At 73.9% G+C, this 20186-nt stretch carries 17 protein-coding genes; 6 read left to right on the top strand and 11 right to left on the bottom strand.

What is annotated here, in order from left to right:
* Positions 1-53 precede the first annotated feature (53 nt).
* Positions 54-2009, bottom strand: coding sequence for a GMC family oxidoreductase N-terminal domain-containing protein (locus PGN05_RS16355; protein WP_419753616.1), 1956 nt, complete (start codon positions 2007-2009; stop codon positions 54-56).
* Positions 2006-2860 (bottom strand): alpha/beta fold hydrolase, encoded by an 855-nt coding sequence (locus PGN05_RS16350; RefSeq protein WP_419753615.1) that lies wholly within the window; start codon positions 2858-2860, stop codon positions 2006-2008. Before PGN05_RS16350 ends, PGN05_RS16355 begins: the two co-directional genes overlap by 4 nt.
* A gap of 242 nt (positions 2861-3102) precedes the next feature.
* Here PGN05_RS16350 and PGN05_RS16345 point away from each other — a divergent pair, with 242 nt between their 5' ends.
* The 4 genes from PGN05_RS16345 to PGN05_RS16330 all read left to right on the top strand — a co-directional run bounded on the left by PGN05_RS16345 (position 3103) and on the right by PGN05_RS16330 (position 9076).
* Positions 3103-5085, top strand: a complete 1983-nt coding sequence (locus PGN05_RS16345; RefSeq protein WP_419753614.1) for an FAD-dependent oxidoreductase — start codon at positions 3103-3105, stop codon at positions 5083-5085.
* A 132-nt stretch (positions 5086-5217) separates the two neighbouring features.
* Positions 5218-6759, top strand: a complete 1542-nt coding sequence (locus PGN05_RS16340) for a sugar ABC transporter ATP-binding protein (protein ID WP_419753613.1) — start codon at positions 5218-5220, stop codon at positions 6757-6759.
* Positions 6760-6800: 41 nt separating this feature from the next.
* Complete coding sequence (locus PGN05_RS16335; RefSeq protein WP_419753612.1) at positions 6801-7910, top strand: ABC transporter permease; 1110 nt, start codon at positions 6801-6803, stop codon at positions 7908-7910.
* A 143-nt stretch (positions 7911-8053) separates the two neighbouring features.
* Positions 8054-9076, top strand: coding sequence for a sugar ABC transporter substrate-binding protein (locus tag PGN05_RS16330; RefSeq protein ID WP_419753611.1), 1023 nt, complete (start codon positions 8054-8056; stop codon positions 9074-9076).
* A gap of 82 nt (positions 9077-9158) precedes the next feature.
* On the opposite strand, the gene PGN05_RS16325 is transcribed toward PGN05_RS16330, so the two are convergent.
* The 7 genes from PGN05_RS16325 to PGN05_RS16295 form a co-directional block, all read right to left on the bottom strand.
* A complete protein-coding gene (locus PGN05_RS16325) occupies positions 9159-9959 on the bottom strand; it encodes an IclR family transcriptional regulator (protein ID WP_419753651.1) in 801 nt (266 codons plus the stop codon).
* A gap of 80 nt (positions 9960-10039) precedes the next feature.
* Positions 10040-10981, bottom strand: a complete 942-nt coding sequence (locus PGN05_RS16320; protein WP_419753610.1) for a quinone oxidoreductase family protein — start codon at positions 10979-10981, stop codon at positions 10040-10042.
* A complete protein-coding gene (locus tag PGN05_RS16315) occupies positions 10981-11838 on the bottom strand; it encodes an alpha/beta fold hydrolase (protein WP_419753609.1) in 858 nt (285 codons plus the stop codon). The genes PGN05_RS16320 and PGN05_RS16315 overlap by 1 nt, the downstream gene beginning before the upstream one ends.
* 137 nt (positions 11839-11975) lie before the next feature.
* On the bottom strand, positions 11976-12845 hold the full coding sequence (locus PGN05_RS16310; protein ID WP_419753608.1) for an alpha/beta fold hydrolase: 870 nt from the start codon (positions 12843-12845) through the stop codon (positions 11976-11978).
* A complete protein-coding gene (locus tag PGN05_RS16305) occupies positions 12842-14182 on the bottom strand; it encodes a M20 family metallopeptidase (protein WP_419753607.1) in 1341 nt (446 codons plus the stop codon). Before PGN05_RS16305 ends, PGN05_RS16310 begins: the two co-directional genes overlap by 4 nt.
* Positions 14179-15123, bottom strand: coding sequence for a hypothetical protein (locus PGN05_RS16300; protein ID WP_419753606.1), 945 nt, complete (start codon positions 15121-15123; stop codon positions 14179-14181). The genes PGN05_RS16305 and PGN05_RS16300 overlap by 4 nt, the downstream gene beginning before the upstream one ends.
* Positions 15124-15183: 60 nt before the next feature.
* Positions 15184-16401 (bottom strand): Rieske 2Fe-2S domain-containing protein, encoded by a 1218-nt coding sequence (locus PGN05_RS16295; RefSeq protein ID WP_419753605.1) that lies wholly within the window; start codon positions 16399-16401, stop codon positions 15184-15186.
* A gap of 272 nt (positions 16402-16673) precedes the next feature.
* Here PGN05_RS16295 and PGN05_RS16290 point away from each other — a divergent pair, with 272 nt between their 5' ends.
* On the top strand, positions 16674-17657 hold the full coding sequence (locus PGN05_RS16290) for an NAD(P)/FAD-dependent oxidoreductase (RefSeq protein WP_419753604.1): 984 nt from the start codon (positions 16674-16676) through the stop codon (positions 17655-17657).
* Between the two features lie 24 nt (positions 17658-17681).
* Positions 17682-18023 carry an indolepyruvate ferredoxin oxidoreductase subunit alpha gene (locus PGN05_RS16285; protein ID WP_419753603.1) on the top strand — a complete coding sequence of 114 codons (342 nt, stop codon included), beginning with the start codon at positions 17682-17684 and terminating at the stop codon, positions 18021-18023.
* Positions 18024-18077: 54 nt separating this feature from the next.
* Here PGN05_RS16285 and PGN05_RS16280 read toward each other — a convergent pair whose 3' ends face one another.
* Entirely contained in the window at positions 18078-18869 is a 792-nt protein-coding gene (locus PGN05_RS16280; protein WP_419753602.1) for an enoyl-CoA hydratase/isomerase family protein, read from the bottom strand.
* 10 nt (positions 18870-18879) lie between these two features.
* Positions 18880-20186, bottom strand: a 1307-nt coding sequence (locus tag PGN05_RS16275) for a CaiB/BaiF CoA transferase family protein (protein WP_419753601.1), incomplete at its 5' end; no start/stop codon positions are given.

Raw genomic sequence — 20186 nt, 5'->3', positions numbered from 1 at the left:
CGCACCGGCCGGTCCGCGCCCGGACCCGCCGCCTGCCTCGGGCGGGCGCGGCCTCAGGACTCGAGGATGAAGGCCGCCGTCCGGCTGGCGTAGGCCTCGATCGAGACCATCGGGTTGACCCCGGGCGCGGTCGGGAAGGCCGAGGCGTCGGCCACCCACACCCCGTCCACGTCGTGCAGCCGGCCGCGGCCGTCCACCACGCTGCGCTCCGGGTCGGTCCCGGCCGCGCAGGAACCGCTCTGGTGGGCGGACAGGGTGAAGACGTCCTCGGCCCGCAGCTCCCCGAGACGCGCGGTGAAGGCCTCGAAGTCCTCGCCGTCCCGCCAGCGGGGGTCCCCGGGGAGGAAGGTGAAGATCTCCGTCGCCCCGGCGGCGCGGAGCAGCCGGGCCAGCTCCTGGTGGCACCGCCGGACGACGGCCAGGTCGACCGCGTCGTCGAGGTCCCAGGCGGCCAGCGGCCGGCCCTCGGCGTCGGCGGTGACGGATCCGGCACCGTGGTCCCGCACGAACCCCCACACGCCGGAGACGTGGCGCAGGCGCAACTGGTCCTGCTTGTGCGCGGCGCCGTCCCGCCACGGGGTCAGGCCGGTCCAGAACCCGAGCCCCATGGGTGCGGCCTCCACGAGGAACCCGTGGTCCTGCTCCACCCGCTCGAACTCCCGGCACCAGCTGGTGAGGATCTGCCCCCGCCACCCGTGGACGGGCTCGTCGAACACCCCGCTCATGAAGTAGGACGGGTGGACGTGCAGGTTCTCGCCGACCGCGGGACCGCCGATGCCCGAGGCCTGCAGCAGCAGCGGCGTGGACAGCGTCCCCGCGGCGAGGACGACGGTCGGCGCGTGCACCACCAGCGGAGTCCGGGTGCCGTCCGCGCCGATGACCGTGGCCTCGACCCCGGTGGCCGCACCGTCCGCGACGAGCACCCGCTCCACCCGGCAGCCGGGGAGCAGGAGGGCCCCGGCATCGGAGGCGTCCTGGAGGAACGTCTTCATGGTCGACTGCTTGCAGCCCACGAGGCAGCCGGCGTTGCAGGAGCCGCAGTAGCGGTCGTCGGCGTCCCGGGCGTTGCGGGCCAGCACCCCCCACTCCAGTCCGCGTTCCTCGAAGGCACGGATGAGCAGCCGGTTCACGGCGTTGTGGCGGGTGTTCTCGGCCGTGGCGTTGATGCGGCGCTGCACGTCCGACAGGTGGGGGGTGAAGCCCTCCGGCGAGACCCCCTCCATGCCGCGGGCCGCCCACTCGTCGAGGACGTACTCCGGTGTCGGCAGGCAGGCCATCGAGTTGACGGTGGTCCCCCCGCCGACGGTGGCGCCGGCCAGCATCGCCAGCCGCCCGTTCGCCGACCAGACGTAGCCGCCGTCGAGGTACAGGTTCGGGAAGCTCAGGGCCTCCAGCTGCGGGAGGTCGGGTTCGTTGCGGTACGCCCCCCGCTCCAGCACGAGGACCGACCGGCCCGCGGCGGCCAGGCGGGCCGCGGCGACACCGCCGCCGGCGCCGGAGCCGACCACCACGACGTCGGCGTGCAGCTCCGCGGGACCGGCGGGCAGTTCCACCGTCTGGAGCGTCTTGGGGAACTCGGCGTCGCTCGGCGGCTCCAGCAGCGGGCCGTCGAAGCCGATGACGGGCCAGCTCGGGTTGCGTCCCTGCGCGTCCGGCGCCGTGTAGAACATCGCGCACACGGTGCTGCGCAGGACCATGGCCCCGAACGCGGTGTCGGCGGCGGCCGCCACCGCGTTCCAGCGTCGCGTCGCCTCCGGGACGGAGGATCCGGCGGCGGGGACCCAGGCCTGCAGCGTCGCCTCGACCGCGGCGCGGACGTGCGGCGCCAGCCCGGTGAGGACGACGGGCAGGATCTCGTGCAGGCCCAGGTCGCTGGCCTTCCGCTGCAGCAGCGCGCGGACCTCGGCCGACTCGCCCCCGGCGGGGTCCACCGCGGGGACCAGCGTGTCGCACAGCTGACGCAGCACGACGGTGTCGGTGTGCAGTTCCGCACGGTCCAGGACGGTCACGACGCCTCCAGGTGGGGGGTGGACGGTGCGGTCGGGGCGCCCACGGAAGCGAGGAAGTCGAGGACGGCGGCGGCCACCTCGTCCGGCAGCTGCTCCATGAGCGGGATGGTGCCGCCCTCCAGGACGACCCTGCGGACGCCGGCCGACGCGGTCAGGTGCTCGGAGAGGGGCTCCAGGTCCGGCAGGGCGAAGGGGTCGGCAGCGGCCCCGAGCAGCAGCACGGGGGCCTGGACCAGGCCGATCCGGTCCTCCATGCGGTACCGGGCACAGGCGAGGTGCCCCTCGGCCGGGTCGACCCCCGGCGCGAGGGCGTCGCGGATGAAGCGGTCCAGCAGGTCGGGACGGCCGGGCGGGTAGTACGGCTGCCGCAGCCCCCACAGCTGGGTCAGGTGGCTCCCGTCCTCGCTGGCCACCGCCTCGTCCACCCCCGGTCCGCCGGCGTGGGAGCTCCGGTACGCGGCGTCGGTCCACGGCGCGGACGAGAGGACGACCGCCCGGACGCGGTCCGGGGCGCTCGCCGCCAGTTCCACCGCCACGGCTCCACCGGTGTGGTGTCCCATCACGACGGCGGTGTCCACCTCCAGGGCGTCCAGCAGCGCGAGGGCGCCCGCGGCCATCTGCTCGATGGACTGGGGAGCCGGCACGGGAGCGCTCAGACCGAAGCCGAGCATGTCCATGGCGATGGCGCGGGAACTCCGGGCCAGCAGGGGCAGCAGCTCACGGAACTCGTCCGCCGACCGCGGGGTCTGGTGCAGCAGCAGGATCGGCTCCCCGCTGCCCTGCTCGACGTAGTGCAGCTGACCGAACGAACTGTCCGCGTAGCCGCGCCGCGGTGGGTGATCGACCGTCAATGTCCCGTCCTCGCTCGTGGGGAAGGGACTGACTCCACTGCACGCCGGGCCCCCGCGTCGAGGTGCCGAGTCCGCTCACCGGAACAGCCACTCGGTGCACCGGCTCCGTGTTTCGGGCGCGTGAACCCCGTCGGGACGGTCCGGTGAACGGAACGCGGCGTGCCGGTCTCCCGCCGTCCTGCTGCCAGTGTCCCCATCCAGTCGAGGCAGGGCGGCCTCCCGGACCGATGGAGCGACGAGCCATGGACCACCAGACGGGCCGGACGGCGGAGGTCATCGCGGCGGTGTGCGACACCCTCCTGCCGTCGCTGGAGCCACCGGCCGGGGAGCTGCGCGCAGCCGAGGACGCCGAGGGCGTCGCGCGCTACTACCGCGACGGCGCCGCGGCGCGCGGGATCGACCGGGGGGTGGTCGCCGCCGTGCCGGGCCTCGACGCGTCCCTGCGGCGGGCCGTCGAGCGCCTGGTCACGCACCTCGACGCGGCGGGCTTCGCCGGTCGTGACCTCGCCGGCCGCACCGCCCTGCTGCACGAGGCCGCCGCGGAGGAGGAGCTCCGACTCGCCCTGCGCCAGGTGAAGTCCATGGTGATGGGCAGCTTCGTGGGCGCGGTGGACCTCGGCGGCTCCAACGACACGTGGGCCGTCCTGGGCTACCCCGGTCCGGCGACCCTCCCCCCGGCCCCGCGGGACGCTCCCAAGCGCATCCCGCTGACCGAGGTGACCGGTCCCTCGGCCACCCTCGCCGCCGACGTGGTCGTCATCGGCTCCGGTGCGGGGGGCGCGATCGTCGCTGCCCGCGCCGCGCAGGCGGGGCTCTCGGTGCTCGTGCTGGAGGCCGGCGGCTACCGCAACGAGGCCGACTTCCGGCAGATCGACTCCCTCGGTGCGGAGATGTTCCTGCGCCGGGGTTCGTTCTGGTCGGACTCCGGCCAGATGGGCCTGCTCGCCGGTACGGCGCTCGGCGGCGGCACGCTCATCAACTCGATGGTCTGCCTGCGGACCCCGCGACACATCCGGGAGCTGTGGGCGGCCGAGGGCCTCGAGGGGCTCGACGGCCCGGACTTCGACAAGTACACGGACGCCGTGTGGGACCGCCTGGGGGTCAACACCGACGCCACCACCTACAACGCCAACACGCGGGCCATGATCACCGGCCTGGCGTCCCGCGGGTACAGCCACGAACGGCTCCCCCGCAACGCGCTGCTCTCCGACGACCCGTCCCTGTGCGGCTACTGCAACGCCGGCTGCCAGCAGGGCGCCAAGCGCTCCACCCTCCACACGTACCTCGAGGACGCCGTCGCGGCCGGCGCGCGCGTGGTGGTCGACTGCTCCGTCGACCGGATCACGACCGCCGACGGCCGGGCCACCGGCGTCACCGCCACGGTCGGCACCGCGGACGGCCCCTGCGCCCTGACCGTCGACGCCCCCACCGTCGTCCTGGCCGCGGGTGGCATCGAGTCACCCGCGGTGCTCCTGCGCTCGGGCATCGGCGGTCCGGCCGTGGGCAAGAACCTCCGGCTGCACCCCGCGTGGATCGTCACGGGGGTCTACGACGAGCCGGTGCAGGCCTGGCACGGGCAGATCCAGTCCGCGGTGAGCTTCGACCTGACCCGGGTCGTCGACGGTGGCGGCTTCCTGGTCGAGAGCCTCGCGCTCAACCCCGGCACCTGGGCCGCGCAGTCGCCGTTCACCGACGCCGCCGCCATGCGGCGACGGCTGCGCGACCTGCCCTACTTCGCCACCTGGCACGGGGTCGCGCACGACCACGGAGCGGGCGAGGTGGTCCTCGACGACGACGGGCGGGCGGCCGTGCGCTGGCGCCTGGACGACGCGGTCGACCACCGCATCGCCGTCCGCGCCCACGTCGAGCTGGCCCAGATGCACCGGGAGGCGGGCGCGCGGGAGGTCTTCACCTGGCACTGGACGGACCGCACCTGGCGGCGGGGCGAGGACTTCGACCGCTACCTCGCCTCGCTGGCCGAGGCTCCGCCCGAGGACCACACCGCCTTCTCGGCGCACCAGATGGGCTCCTGCCGGCTGGGGAGCTCACCGGACACGTCGGTCGCCGACGGACGCGGCGAGCTGCACGACACCCGCGGCGTCTGGATCGGCGACGCGTCGGCGCTCCCGACCGCTCCGGGCGTGAACCCCATGATCACGGTCATGGCGCTGGCGGAGCGCACCGCCGCCTTCCTCACCGCGTCCGCTCCGGCGCCCGTCCCCTGACCTCGACCGCGGTCGGTGACGACTGCGTTGCCGGACCGCTGAGCGGACCAGGCCGGTAGGTCGGGCTCCGTGGCACACCTAGCTTCTCCTGCACGTCCGCCGGCCGGGACGGCCGCCCGCGAAGGGATCACGATGCTCGCTGACGCACCGGACGCCGACCGCCCGGCGAGGTCGCCCCTCCTGGCGGTCCGTGCGGTCTCGAAGGCCTATCCCGGCGTCCAGGCGCTGGACGGCGTCGACCTCGACGTGCGCGCCGGCGAGGTGCACGCCCTGACCGGGGAGAACGGCTCCGGCAAGTCGACGCTGGCGAAGGTCATCGGCGGCGTGATCCGGCCCGACAGCGGCACGGTGCTCGTCGACGGCGAACCGGTCCACTTCGCCCGGCCGGCCGACGCCCTGCGGTCGGGGATCGTGACGATCTCGCAGGAGCTGACCCTGGCCCCGACGCTCACCGTCGCGGAGAACATCCACCTGGGACGCCTCCCCCGGCGACAGGGCCGGATCGACTGGCCCACGATGCGGGCGCAGGCGCGCCGGGTCCTCGAGCAGCTCGACGTCCACGTCTCCGAGACCGACCGCGTGGACCGGCTCAGCGTGGAGCTGCAGCAGGAGGTGGAGATCGCCCGCGCGCTCTCCACGGACGCCCGCCTGATCATCCTGGACGAGGCCACCAGCTCGCTGTCCGAGGCAGCCACGGAGCGGCTGCTCCAGATCATCGGCGAGCAGAGCGCCCGCGGCGTCGCGGTGCTGATGATCTCCCACCGGATGCCCGAGCTGTACGCCACCGCCTCCAAGGCCACCGTGCTCCGGGACGGGCGCCTCATGGGCAGCGTGCCCCTCCCCGAGACGCCGGAACGCGACCTGATCCGGCTGATGGTGGGTCGCGAGCTGACCGACTACTTCGGCACCCGGCAGGGCGAGACCTCCGACGTCGCGCTCGAGGTCCGGGACCTGCGCAGCGACGACGGGCTGCTCAAGCCCACGACCCTCGACGTCCGGCGCGGCGAGGTCCTGGGCGTGGCCGGGCTGGTCGGCTCCGGGAAGTCCGAGCTCGGGATGGCCCTGGGCGGCGCGATCCCGGCGCGGGGCGAGGTCACCGTGAGCGGTCGCGCCGTCCGCCTGTCCGACCCCCGCCGCACCCTGGCGGGCGGCATCGGCTACGTCCCGGACGACCGGAAGAGGTCGGCCCTGCTCCCCGTGCGCTCGGTCACGGAGAACTTCGCGATGTCCTGGCTCGGGCACCTGTGCCGGTTCGGCGTCCTGAACACGACCCGGGAGAGGAGGGAGGTGCGCGCGGCCATCGACCGGTACGGCGTGGTCACCGCCTCGCCGGGGACGCGGATCCAGAACCTGTCCGGCGGGAACCAGCAGAAGGTCATCCTCGGCCGGATGTTCGCGCTCGACTGCGACGTCTACGTCCTCAGCGAACCGACCCGGGGTGTGGACGTGGGGTCCAAGAGCGCCATCTACGCGCTGCTGCGCGAGATCGTCGCCCGGGGGGCGGCCGTCGTCCTGATCTCCTCCGAGCTGCCCGAGCTCATCGGCCTGTCCGACCGGATCGTCGTCTTCTTCGAGGGCGAGATCCGCGGCGAGTTCTCCGGGGACGGGATGAACGAGGACGACATCGCGCACGTCGCCGTCGCCGGGGCGACCACCACCCCGGTTCCGGCCTGATGCACCACTCCCGACCCGACGTGACCTCCGAGGGGACCCCGATGCCACAGCCGATCTCCCGCGACCTCGACCCGCAGGCCGCCGCGACGGACGCCCCGCCCGGCGCGCGCCTGGCGGGCGCCGGCGCGGCGGGCGGCGGGCCCGGGAACGCCGTCCGCCGTCGGCGTCCGAGCCTGCACGCGGGCCGCAGCGCCGGGATCCTGATCGGCCTCGTGGCCGTGTGCGTCTACCTCGGGATCACCCAGCCGGTCTTCCTGACGTGGGGGAACGTCACGAACATCGTGCAGTCCAACAGCGTCATCCTCGTGCTGGCCCTCGGCGCGACGTTCGTGATCATCGCCGGGGGGATCGACCTGTCCGCGGCCTCGGCGCTGGCGGTGACCGGCATGGTCCTGGCCATCGGCCTGGAGGCGGGCCTGGGCACGACGCTGTCGTTGCTGCTCACCCTCGCCGCCGGTCTGCTCGCCGGGCTCGTCAACGGCGCGCTGATCAGCTACCTGCGCATCTCGTTCCTCGTCGTGACGCTCGGGACCCTCTCGATCTTCGCCAGCCTCGCCCTGGTCCTCAACGACGGCCAGACGATCACGACGTTCGGGCTGGAGGGCTTCGACCCGATCTACGCGTTCACGCTGGAGTCGGTCGCCGGCATCCCGTACGTGCTCATCTTCGACGTGGCGATCGTGGCCCTCGGCGGCTTCCTGCTGCGCTACACCGCCTTCGGCCGGGCCGTCTTCGCGCTCGGGTCCAATCGGGAGGCGGCCCGCCTGAACGGGATCAACGTCGCGGCGACCACGCTGCTCGTGTACGTGATCGCCGGCCTGGCCGCGGGCCTCGCCAGCGTGCTGTCGGTGGGGCGCCTCACCGCGGCGGCCCCCACCCAGGACGCCACCCTCCTGCTGACCGTCATCGCCGCCGTGCTGATCGGCGGCACCGCCTACACCGGCGGCGAGGGCGGCGTGCTGGGGACGGTCGTGGGCGTCCTCTTCCTCGGGGTGATCCAGAACGGGCTGACGCTCGCCTCCGTGTCGCCCTACTGGCGGGGCACGGTCAACGGCCTGGTGCTCATCGTCGCCGTCGGGATCGGCGTCATGCGCGAGACCGGCGTGCTCGCCCGGCTGCGCCGACGACACGGAGGTCCGGTGCGCGCGTGAGACCGGCACCTCCCGGAGGTCGGAGGACCCGCCGCTGCCCCGTCGGAGCGGCGCCGCAGGACTCGTCGTGGCGTGTCGCCAGGACGCAGCAAGGACAACGAGGAGCCGCGGCGATGAGCCCTGGCCGGCAACCGGAGGATTTCGTGAAGCGTGTGCAAGGGGTGGCCGTCCTCGGGGCGGTCACGATGGGACTCGCGGCGTGCGGGGGCGGCTCGGGCAGCGAAGGCGGTGGCGGAGGCGGCGGAGAGGGCTCCCTGTCCGTGGGCTACTCCAGCCCGATCGCCTCGCAGCCCGGGCAGGGCTTCGTGTCCGACGGTCTGGAGGCCGGCGCCGAGGACCTGGGCTGGGAGGTCCAGGTCTACGACGCCAACCTGCAGGCATCGGCGCAGGTGTCCGACGTCCAGACCATGATCTCGCAGCAGAAGTCGGCCATCGGCCTGTGGCCGCTGGACGCCGGCGCGCTGAGCGGCTCGTTCGCCCAGGCACAGGGCGCCGGGATCCCGGTCGTGGCGGTGAACACCGAGGGCGACCAGATCGACACCACCGTGTGGTGGGAGACGAACCGCTGCGGGGCGGACTCCCCCTACGCCCGGGACGCCGAGCGGTTCGCCGCCGCCAAGCCCGGCGGCCAGGTCATCGTCATGGGCGGTCCGGCCGTCCCGTCGATCCAGGCGAACGTCGCCTGCTTCACCGAGGCGGCCGAGGCTGCCGGCCTCACCGTCCTCACGCAGGTCGACAACACCTCGGACTCGTCCTCCGGTGCCGCGACGCTGGCGTCCGACGTGCTGACCCGCTTCCCGGAGGTCGACGCCTTCTGGACGTACAACGACTCCTCGGCCCTCGGGATCTCGTCGTCGGTCATCGCGGCCGGCCTGCCGGTCCAGTCCGGCGACACCGAGGGGATCATGATCGTCGGCACCAACGGTGACGCCGAGGCCATCGACGCGGTCCGTCAGGGACGGATCACCGGCACCTGGGACACCGACCCCTACGCCACCGGCCTGGCCGTCATCCGGGCCATGCGCGACGTCGTGGAGAACGGCTCCGCCGACCCGCTGGTCGTGGAGGCCGTGTTCTACGACGCCGGCAACATCGACGACTACGTGGCGCCGACCGAGCGGGACTACTCGGTGGACGACATCCCCCTGGTCGAGGCGACCGGCTGAGCCGGGACGACCGGCGGAGGGCCTGCGCGCGTCGGCGCGCAGGCCCTCCGCCACGTGGGGGCCGGATCGCGGACCGCCCCGGTCAGACGTCCTGGACGCTGAGCAGCTTGGTGACCCTCCGGCCGACCATGGTCAGCAGGCCCGCGAAGCGGTCGACGTTCGCCCGCGCCGTCGGCGCGGTGACCGACAGCGCGGCCACCGTCACGCCCGTTGCTCCGCGCAGCGGGACGGCGACGCTCATGTAGCCGATGCGGGTCTGCTCGAACTCCACCGCGTAGCCGCACTCCCGGGCGCGTTGCAACTCCTGCGCGAGGAGCTTGGGTGCGACGACGGTCCGGGGGGTCACCCGCGGCAGCGGCTCGGCCACCACCTCGTCGGCGAGCGAGGCCGGGCCGAAGGCCAGCAGGGCCTTGCCCGTGGCCGTGCAGTGCAGGGGCATCCGGCCGGCCACCCGGGAGGGGCGGGCCACCTGGCCGTGCCCGGACACCTTCTCCAGGTAGAGCACCTCGAGCCCGTCGAGAACGGCCAGGTGGATCGTCTCGTTGGTGGCCTGGAACAGGTCCTCCATGAAGGGACGCGTCAGGTCCCGCAGGATGCGCTGCCGGGGCACCCGCTGCCCGATCTCGAACAGCCGCATGCCGAGCCGGTAGTCACCGTGCTGCCGCTCGAGGAGCCCCCAGCGCACCAGCTCCTGCGCCAGGCGGTACACCGACGCCTTGGCGAGGGCGGTCCGGCGCGAGACCTCCGAGAGGCTCAGCGTCTCGTCGTCCGGCCCGAAGGCCTCGAGGATGCGCTGCACCTTGCTCAGGACGCTGTTGGTGTCCCCCGGCTCCAGGGCCCGGCCGGACGCGTCGGGGTCCCCGGGGGGTCGTGCCGCCTGCATCGAGGTCACCACGCCACCGTCGCCGAGGAGAACCGGTCCGGTCAACGGACCGGTTCCACTCAACGGACCGTGCGGCGGGCTCAGAAGAGGACGACCGCCCGGCCGCGGACGCGACCCTCGCCCATCCGGGCCAGCGCGTCGGCGGCCGCATCGAGGCCGACCGTCTCCACCCGGAGCTCCAGCTCACCGGAGGCGAGCTGGTCCACCAGCCCAGGCAGGAGCTCCCGCGCCCGCCGCTCCTGGCGGATCATGTTGACCGGCAGCAGCGCCACGTCGGAGAGCAGCCAGTTCGGCAGGTCCAGGGTCACGCTCGTGCCGGCGACGTACCCGATGACGACGGCCCGGCCGCCGGCACGCACCCAGCCGGTCCGCCGGGTGAGCTCGTCCCCGCCGAGGGTGTCGACGAGGAGGGAGAACGGGCGGTCGGTCGACCAGGACGCCACCCGCTCGTCGTCCAGGAGGACCGCCTCGGCGCCCGCCGGGACGTCGTCCACCTGGTCCGGTCGCGCCACCAGGCCGACCACCTCGGCGCCCGCGAGCAGCGCCTGCTGGACCACGATCGACCCGACGGCACCGGCCGCGCCGACGACGGCGACGCACTCGCCCTCGCCCAGCCCGGCGACGTCCTGCAGGACGACACCGGCGGTGGTCGTGGGCACGAAGAACGTGGCGGCCACGGCCGGGGGCAGCTCCCGGGTCAGCGGGGTCACGGCCTTGCGCGGCACGCTGACCCGCTCCTGCCAGGTGCCGTCGCGCAGCAGGCCCAGCCCGCCGCCCCGGAGCATCACCTGCGTGCCCGGCGCGAGGTCGTCGGCCTCGAGGACGACGCCGCTGCCCTCCACGCCCCCGGTGTAGGGCAGCGGCGGGCGCATGCCGAAGGAGCCGGAGGCGACCGTCAGGTCGAGGTGGGCCAGCGCCGCGGCCTGGACCTCGACGAGCACCTCCCCCTCGCCCCGGACCGGCTCGGGCACCTGCTCCACGACCGGGGCCTGGCCCCAGTCGTGGATGCGCAGCGCCCGCATCAGCGCGTCGCCGAGGTCTTGGCCAGGAACTCCAGGCTCAGCGGGTTGTACAGGTCGGCCCGCTCGTGCTGGGGCCAGTGGCCGCAGTCGTCGAAGAGCTCGAGCTGCGAACCGGGGATGGCCTCGTGCATGGCGCGGGCCTCCGGCACGTCGCCGAACGGGTTCTTGCGGCCCCACACGACCAGGGTCGGGCAGGTGATCTTGCCCATCTGCTCGGTGGTGAGCAGGTTGCGCTGGCGGATCTCCATCTTCTGCAGCGAGAGCAGGTTGTCGATGTTCGCCACGAAGTCCGGCTCGTGGTAGATGCGGTGTCGGACCTCGACCAGCTCCTCGGTCGCGTCCTCCTCGGAGGCCATGAGCAGCCGCAGCCGGCCCCGCGTCAGCTCGATGTCGTCGGTGGTCACCGCCTGCCGGGTGCTGGTGTCGATGCGCTTCATGACCTCGGGGTTGGCCACGGTGCCGCCGGCGCAGAGCAGCTGGAGGCTGGCGATGCGGTCGGGGTGCTCGACGGCGGTGCGGGCGCCGACCCAGCCGCCGAGGGACTCCCCCACGATGTGCGCCCGCTCGATGCCGGTGGCGTCGAGGTAGTCCAGCAGGTGCTGCATGTACAGGGGGATCTCGTACGGGTGGCCGGGCTTGTCCGTGTACCCGTGGCCGAGCATGTCGATGGCGTGCACGGCGTGGTGCTCGGCGTGCGGGACGACGTTGCGGCTGAAGGCCTCGAGGTGCCCGCTCGTGCCGTGCAGGAAGACGACCGGGTCACCGGACCCCGCCTGCAGCGAGCGCGTCCGGACGCCGCCGGCGTCGACGTAGGAGAGGGAGAACGGGAGGGGCGTCAGATCGGTCCAGATGGTCATGGGATCACCGGTTCCGTGAGTCGGGTGGTCAGTGCTGGTTGATGCGGTGGACCTGGGTGTTGCTGCGCGGGGCCAGCCAGCGCCACAGCGCGGCGGCCACCGCGGTGCCCACCAGGAGGAGTCCGGTCCGGTTCATGTCACCCCACCTCCGGAGCCGAGGGGGCGGCGCCGGCGAGGAACCCGGCGACCACGGCGTGGTAGCGCTGCGGCTGCTCCTCCTGCAGGTGGTGGGACACGTGGTCCATCACGTGCAGGTTCCCGCGGGGCACCATCCGGGCCAGCATCATCGGGTAGTCGGGGGTGAGGAAGGCGTCCTCCCGGCCCCACATGAACAGCGCCGGCGCCTGGATCCGGCCGAGCTCCGCGGTCAGGTCCTGCCAGTCCCCGCGCGGGGAGTCCGACATCGCGGCGAGCGCCCGCTCCTCGGGGTCCAGGCTCTGCTCGTACCGGAGGTCGAGCGTCTCCTCCGGCAGCGCGTCGCCGTCGAACCACTCGAGCCGGGTGATCAGCTCGCGCATCTTCTCCCGGGTCGGCCCCTCGCCGCCGTAGTAGACGTCGCGGGCGTTGCGCCCCCGCCGGCCGCCCTCGGGCAGCGGCGCGAGCGGCCCGTAGAACACCGGCATGCTGCCGGTGACCACCAGCGACCGGACCCGCTCGGGGTAGCGCGCGGCCAGGCACAGCGCGATGGTGCCGCCCCAGGAGTTGCAGATGAAGTCGGCCTGGGCGACGCCCAGCTCGTCCATCAGCGCGACCGTCTTGGCCGCGTGGAAGTCCCACATCGGGCCGGTGATCCGGCACTTCTCCGACCGGCCGTACTGCAGGATGTCCACGATCAGGCAGCGCCGGTCGGCCGCGAACAGCGGCGCGACCGGACCGAAGTCGCTCCAGCCGGTGCAGCCGGGGCCACCGCCGTGCAGGAAGATCGTGTCCGGCCCGGACCCCATGTCCAGGTAGTGGTAGGTGACGCCGTCCGCCTTGGCGTACGTCCCCTCCGGTGCAGCGGTCATGTCGTCTCCTCCATCGGTCGGTCCGTCTCGCACAGGGCGGTGGACACGGTGACGCGGGCCAGCACCTCGCAGAGGCGGCGCATGGCACGCACGTCCACGGTGTTCATGCCGAGGGCGAAGTCCACGGCGGTGTCGTCGAGCACGACCTTGGGCATCCCGACCCGGGCCGTCGGGATCCCGCGGTTGCGCAGGATGTTGGCGTCGGTGGCGCCGCTGTTGTCCGGCACCGGCTCGTGCGGGCGGCCCGAGGTCGCCTCCCAGGCCCGCACCGTCTCGGTGACGATCCAGCTGGCCGGATCGGTCCGGGAGCCGGGGATGGCGGTGACCAGCTCGCAGTCGACGCGGATCCCCGTCTCGGCCGAGACGGCGGCCAGGAACCGCTCCAGCTCGCGCCGCACGTCCAGGGGCTGCTCCCCCGGGGCCAGCCGGACGTCCAGCCGCAGCCGGCAGGCGGCCGGCGTGACGGCGAGCATCCGCTCCCAGCCGCCGGCGATGGCGCCGATGACGCCCTGCGGCGCCGCGGTGTCGGTGCGGTGCCGCGCCGGGTAGTCGGCGAGCCAGCGCTCCAGGCGCACGACGACCTCGGCCGCCGAGACGATCGGGTTGTCGTAGGCCAGCCGGTGCCGGCTGCCGACGTAGGTGTGGATGCCGTGCACGACGACCTCGAACCAGCACAGGCCGACCTCGTCGTGGGCGACGAAGTCCCCGGGCTTGGCGATGACCGCAGCGTCGGTCACCCACCCGCGCTCGAGCAGGAAGGAGGCCCCGACGCCGTGGCCGGTGTTGGCCCGGCCGGGACCGAGGGCGTTGGTCGGCATCCCGCCGGCGCCGAACGCGAGCACCAGGTCGCCCGCGGGGACGACGCCGGTCTCCGCGAGCGCCTCGGCGTAGGCCTGGCCGGTGACGAGGACGCACGCGGCGTGGCCCTTGGGGTTGCTGGCCCCCAGGCCGGTCACGAGGTCCCCGTCGACGCGTGCGGCCGGCAGCATGTCCGGGCGCAGCTCCGGCCCGATCCACGGCAGGTCCACGGCCGGGTCCCCGGTGGTGAGCGTGTCGATCGGCGCGTAGAGCATGAGGTCGCGCCCGCTCCGGCGGCTGCGCACCCGGCCGACCGCGTTCGCCTGGTCGGCGTCGATGGACTGCACGTGCCCCTCGACACCGGACGCCGACAGCTGCCCGGCCAGCCAGCCGGCCAGCGGCGCCTCGCTCCCGGTCGGGCTGGGGATGGCGGCCATGGCCGCCGCGGCGTCCCGGAGCCGGTCCACCGTCACCCGCCGCAGCACCGCTGCCAGCAGGTCGGCCCGGACCGACGGAGCGGCGGAGGGCGCCGCGGTCACTCCCCCGTCCCGGGAGGGATCACGGCCACGCCCATGCCGGTCAGCCACTCCGGCATCGGGGCGTAGGCCAGCCGGCGACCGGGGGCGAACCCGAGCGCGGCCGCCATCGTCAGCCAGGTGCGCAGCTCCTGCCCGCCGTTGCCCGCGGCCGCCTCGATGTCGGCGGTCGACCAGTTCGCGTACTTCTCCAGCTCCCCGGCCTCGAGAGCGGCGAGGAACTGCTCGTCGAAGTCGGGGAAGATCGTCGGTCGGGCCGCCGTGATGATCTGCCGGCGCCGCTTGTCGTACCGCTCCCAGTCGCCGCGGCCGTTGCGCCACGCCTGGACGAGGAAGGCCTCGTCGTCGTTCTCCGGGTCCTGCCAGCGGCTGGGCCAGGGCAGCTGGTGCGACAGGCCGCCCGAGGCGACGACGGCCACGCGGGTGTCGGCGGGCATCTCGGCGACCGCGCGGGCGATCCCGCGCCCCAGCTCGACGCACCGGCTCACCTTGGGCAGCGGCGTCGCGAAGACGTTGATCACCAGCGGCACGATGGGGACCGGGAGGTCGCGCAGCAGGTACTGGACCGCGTGCGACTGCCCGTGGTCGATCTGCATGCGGGCCGAGATCGCGACCTCGGTGCCGGCCTCGACGAGGTGCTCGGCCAGCGCCTGGGCGAACGGCGGGTCGGTGAGCTGGGGCCCCTTCGGCGTGCCGGCCTCGCCCGAGGAGACGACCTCGTCGACGCCGAGCGTGAAGGACGGGATGAGGTCGAGCCAGAAGCCGCGGAAGTGGTTGGAGCCGACCACGACGACGACGTCCGGGCGGGCCGCGGCCAGCGCGTCGCGGGCCTCTCCCAGCGCGTCGCGGAACGCCTCGGCGCGGTCCTTGTGCTCGACCTGGTCCCAGTGGGTGTTCATGAGCGTGGAGTGCGAGGCGGCGACGCCGAGCACGATGCGAGCCACAGGTCCTCCTGGAGTGGGGGCCGCGCCCGCCCGGCCGGGAGGCCGGGCGGGCGGGGCGGACTACTTGACGATCTCGGGCTCGGCGTCCGCGGGCGACAACCCGGCCTCGGTGAGCTCGGCGAGGCGCTGCTCGGTCACGTCCTCGGCGAGCTTGCGCCACTGGAGCAGCGAGTCGTCCGGCCGGTAGAGGCGCTCCGGCGGGGCGTCGGTGACCTCCACCATCCACTTGTCCTGACCCGAGAACTGGCCGTGGAAGAGCCAGCGGACCGCACCGAGGTACTTGGCGTAGAAGGGCAGCGTCTTCAGCCCGCTCGCGAAGTTGGCCATCACGCCGACGTAGAGGTGGTTGTCGGCGTCCACCGGCACGTAGAACTCGTAGTGGATGAACGTCGGGTAGGCGACCCGCAGCACGCCGGGCATCGACACCGAGACGAACCCGGGGAACTCCTGCGCGGCGATCGTGGGGTTGATCTCGCGGTGCCCCGCCGTGTTCCCGATGTTGGTGACCTCCTTCGGCGGCCGCTTCTTGTACCACGCCTGCCCGGTCCAGCGGCCCAGGCCTGGGAACTCCGCGTCCCAGTACTGCTTCTCCTGGACCCGGAAGATCCAGCGACCGCGCCGCTCGATGCGGGTCTCGTTCCACACCGGCATGGGCTTGAACAGCCGCCACAGGGCCGTCCGGTGCAGGTACTTGGCGTGCCCCTCGTCGTAGCCGTTCTCGACCGCGAAGCGCCAGTTGCCCTCGCGCGCCTGGATGCGGGCGCCGACGACCGCGGGGTTGTCCCGCAGCTCCTCGGGCAGCTGCTCGTCGATCGGCGGGGCCTCCTCGCCGTCCCCCACGAAGACCCACACCATGCCGAGCCGCTCCGCGGTCTCGAAGGTGGGCTGGGTGACCTTCCCGCAGATGGGCGAGTTCGGGCCGTCGGTGATGGCCGCGGCCAGGTCGCCGGTCTTCAGGTCGAAGGTCCACCCGTGGTAGACGCAGGACACCGTGCCGGGGAACTGCTGGTTGCCGTAGCTGAGCGGCACGCCGCGGTGCGGACAGCGGTCCTTGAGCGCGTACACCTGGCCGCGGTCGCGCATCACCATGATCCGCTCGCCCAGCAGGGTGATCCCCGTCGGCTTGTTCGTGATCTGCGACGAGAAGGCGACCGGGTACCAGTAGCCCCGGAAGCCGGCGGCGGCGCCCTGGTAGTTCGGCCAGCTCGACCAGTCCTGACGGCCCGGCAGGCGGCCCCGGCGCGACCGGCGGGCCCGCTCGGAGCGCGGCTTCCTCACGGGCGGGGTGGTGGTCCCCGCCGCGACGTCCTCTGCGACCATCTCGGTCTCCCCTCTGCTCCCGGCGCGGGCCGCGTCGGCCTCGTCCCGCCAGTGGGTGGAGTCGACCACCCGGCCCCCCGGCACCCAAGAGGGGTGTTCCAGTCAGCGGACCGCGGTCCGCTGAGCGAACCATGTTCCGCTGGCCGGACCACCGGGGTCGGTCCGAGCCGGCCGGCGTTCCTACCGTTCTCCCGTCCCGCACGCCGCGGGCCGGATGAGAGGACACGTTCGTGACGAGCACCTCGGTCGAGACCGACCTCACGATCATCGGGGCCGGACCCACCGGTCTCTACGGGGCCTTCTGCGCCGGTTTCCGCGGTCTGCGCACGGTGGTCGTGGACGCCCTGCCGCAGGTCGGCGGCCAGATCGCCGCCCTGTACCCGGAGAAGTCCGTGCGAGACGTCGCGGGGCTGCCCGCCGTCGCCGGGCGCGACCTGGTGGCGTCCCTGCAGGCGCAGGCCGACTCGTTCGGCCCGACGTACCTGCTCGGCCGGCAGGCGACGGAGCTGGCCTACTCGCCGGACGGCCGGCCGCAGCTGACGCTCAGCGACGGCACCCGCGTCGACACCGGCGCCGTCGTCCTGACCGCGGGCATCGGCACGTTCACCCCGCGGCCGCTGCCGGCCGGGGAGGCCTTCCTCGACCGGGGCCTCAGCTACTTCGTCCCCGACCTCGCCGTCCACACCGGCCGGGACGTGGTCGTGGTCGGCGGCGGGGACAGCGCCATCGACTGGGCGCTGGCCCTGCACCCGATCGCCCGCTCGGTCACCGTGGTGCACCGGCGCGCCGCGTTCCGCGCCCACGCGGCCAGCGTCACCGCGGCGCGCGAGGCGGGCGTGGCCTTCCGCGTCAACTGCGAGGTGGCGGAGCTGTCCGGCAGCGACCGCGTCGAGCGGGTCCGCCTCACGACCAAGGGCGCGGACGACGAGCACCTCCCGGCCGGCAGCGTCATCGCCGCCCTGGGCTTCATCTCCGACCTCGGCCCGCTGGCCGACTGGGGGCTGGAGCTCTCCGGCCGGGCGATCCACACCGACCAGCGCATGCAGACCAACCTGCCGCGGGTGTACGCGGCGGGAGACGTGACCGAGTACCCCGGCAAGGTCCGGCTGATGTCGGTGGGCTTCGGGGAGGTCGCCACCGCGGTGAACAACGCCGCCGTGGCCCTGGACCCCGCCGCCTCCCTGTTCCCCGGCCACTCGACCGAGGCCGCCTGAGCCCCAGCACGCGAGGAGACAGACATGCCCTACGTCATCGGCGCCGACTGCGTGGACGTCAACGACCGCGCCTGCACCGACGTCTGCCCGGTCGACTGCATCTACGTCGGCGACCGCAAGAGCTACATCAACGCGGCCGAGTGCATCGACTGCGGTGCCTGCGAGCCGGAGTGCCCGGTCGAGGCGATCTTCGTCGACCGCACCGCGCGCGGGGACGAGGAGAAGAGCCGGTTCGTCACCGACTCCGCCGCCTTCTTCAGCGAGATCCTCCCGGGCCGCACGGCGCCCCTGGGCAACCCGGGCGGCGCCCGGAAGATCGGCGACCTCGGCGTCGACACCGAGTTCGTCAGCCAGTACGACGCCTGAGGCCGGCGCCGCTCCCACCCCGGACCCCCGGGCGGGAGCGGCGCCGGTCCGGGATCACCGCCCGCGGAACACCGGCTCCCGCTTGTCGAGGAACGCCTGGAGCCCCTCGGCCGCGTCCTCGGTGGCGATGACCTGCTGCACGGCGGCCCACTCCACGTCCATCGCCGCGTCGATGTCCCGGTGCGCGCCGGCCTCGACGGCCTGCTTGAGCAGCCCGATGGTCCGCGTCGGCCGCGCGGCGAGGGTCCGGGCCCGATTGGCGACCGCGTCGGCGAACTGCACGTCGGGGACGACGTCGTCCACCAGCCCGATCTCGAGCGCCTCGGCCGCCGACAGCCGCCGTCCCTCCATCATGAGCAGCCGCGCCCGGTGCACGCCGAGGAGGCGGGGCAGCCGCTGACTGCCGCCCGCGCCGGGGAACAGGCCCAAGCCGATCTCGGGGAAGCCGATCGTCGCCGTCTCCGCCGCCATCCGCAGGTCGCAGGCGAGCGTCAGCTCGGCCCCGCCGCCGAGCGCGTGGCCGTTGATCGCCGCGACGACGGGCTTGGGCGCCTCCTCCAGGAGCCGCTGCACCTCGATCCACCGGCGCATCTGCACGTGGTTGGCCAGCGACAGGTCCCGCATCACGGCGATGTCGGCGCCGGCGACGAAGAACCGGCCGGTCCCGGTGAGGACGATGCACCGGACCGCGGGGTCGGCACTGAGCCCCGGCAGCACGTCGAGGAACTCCTGGATCATCGCCGGGTCCACGGCGTTGGCCGGCGGCCGGTCGATCGTCACCGTGGCGACGCCCTCGTCGACGGTCACCGTGAGGACGGAGGGGGCTCCTCCGGACGGGCTGGTCATCTCTCTCCTGTCATTCGAGTGCGCCTGCTTCGGTCAGGGCCTGGATCTCCGCCGGCTGCAGGCCGAGCAGCTCGGTGAGGACGGCGTCGGTGTGCTGCCCGAGCAGCGGAGCGGGCCGGTCGGGCCGCACGGCGGTGCGGCCCAGGCGCGCCACGACGCCCTCGTGCAGGACGCGACCGGCCAGCGGGTGGTCCAGCGCCACGTAGAAGCCGCGGGCGGCCAGGTGCGGATCCCGGTCGACCAGGTCCTCCCCCGTGCTCACCACGGCCGCGGGGACGCCGAGGGCCTGCAGCCGCTCGGCCAGCGTCTCGGCGTCCTGACCCCGCGTCCACGCCGCGAGCGCCTCGTCGATGCGGTCCTCGGCCGCCTTGCGCTCGGTGCGCCCGGCGTCGGCGAGCGCGCTCAGCGCCTCGGCCTCCGGGGACCCCTCGGTCCCGGCGACGGCCGCCTCGACGAGCCGGCGCCACTGCGGGTCCTCCGACACGGCGATCGCCACCCAGCGGTCGTCCCCGCTCGCCGGGTACACCCCGTGGGGCACGTGCTCCGCGTGCCGAACCGGGTGGTCCGGGGTCGCGCCGCGCTCCGGCGCCCCCACCTGGTGCTCCAGCAGGGCGGGACCCATGGCCGCGGCCATGGCCTCGAGCTGGGAGAGGTCCACGAAGCCGCCCTCCCCCCGCAGCAGGAGGTCGAGCACCCCGACGACCGCGGCGTTGGCCGCCACCATGTCCCCGAGGCCGAAGGTCAGCCCCTGCGGCGTCCCCCCGGGGTCGGCGGTCTCGGCGGTGAGGCCGGACATCGCGGCGAGCGTGTCGGCGAAGGTCACCGCCCGGCGCCAGGGCCCGGTCTGGCCGACCCCGGACATGGAGACCGCGATGACGCCCGGGTTCGCCCGGGCCAGGTCCTCGTAGCCCAGGCCCCACCGGGCCATGGTCCCGGGGCTGTAGTTGTCGATGACCAGGTCGCACCGCGCGGCCAGCTGCCGGACCAGGTCCTGTCCGGCCTCGGTCCGCATGTTGACCGCCACGCTGCGCTTGCCCCGGTTGAAGTTGAGGAAGTAGCCGCTCTCGTCCGGACCCGCGCCCGGGCGCAGGCGCATGCCCGGGGAGAACCGGGTGGGGTCCTGGCGGAACCTGGACTCGACCTTGACGACGTCGGCGCCGGAGTCGGCCAGCAGCCGGGTGGCGTAGGGCCCGGCGAGCACCCAGGTGAGGTCGAGAACCCGGAGCCCGGCCAGCGGTCCGGCCGCGGCCCGGCCCGGGCGCGCACCCGCCGGCCGCGGCCGGGCACCGGCGCTCCAGGAGGGCGCCGCCACGGCCC

The organism is Geodermatophilus sp. CPCC 206100, assembly GCF_048569675.1.
In the GTDB taxonomy this organism is placed as follows: Bacteria; Actinomycetota; Actinomycetes; order Mycobacteriales; family Geodermatophilaceae; genus Geodermatophilus.
Note: the sequence above shows the minus strand (reverse complement) of the source record. Positions and strands in the feature narration are given on the sequence as shown.

Coding starts and splice junctions, on each gene's coding strand:
- PGN05_RS16315 (WP_419753609.1), bottom strand. CDS start 11,838: ATGACCATCTGGACCGATCTGACGCCCCTCCCGTTCTCCCTCTCCTAC.
- PGN05_RS16335 (WP_419753612.1), top strand. CDS start 6,801: ATGCCACAGCCGATCTCCCGCGACCTCGACCCGCAGGCCGCCGCGACG.
- PGN05_RS16310 (WP_419753608.1), bottom strand. CDS start 12,845: ATGACCGCTGCACCGGAGGGGACGTACGCCAAGGCGGACGGCGTCACC.
- PGN05_RS16325 (WP_419753651.1), bottom strand. CDS start 9,959: ATGCAGGCGGCACGACCCCCCGGGGACCCCGACGCGTCCGGCCGGGCC.
- PGN05_RS16320 (WP_419753610.1), bottom strand. CDS start 10,981: ATGCGGGCGCTGCGCATCCACGACTGGGGCCAGGCCCCGGTCGTGGAG.
- PGN05_RS16285 (WP_419753603.1), top strand. CDS start 17,682: ATGCCCTACGTCATCGGCGCCGACTGCGTGGACGTCAACGACCGCGCC.
- PGN05_RS16340 (WP_419753613.1), top strand. CDS start 5,218: ATGCTCGCTGACGCACCGGACGCCGACCGCCCGGCGAGGTCGCCCCTC.
- PGN05_RS16280 (WP_419753602.1), bottom strand. CDS start 18,869: ATGACCAGCCCGTCCGGAGGAGCCCCCTCCGTCCTCACGGTGACCGTC.
- PGN05_RS16345 (WP_419753614.1), top strand. CDS start 3,103: ATGGACCACCAGACGGGCCGGACGGCGGAGGTCATCGCGGCGGTGTGC.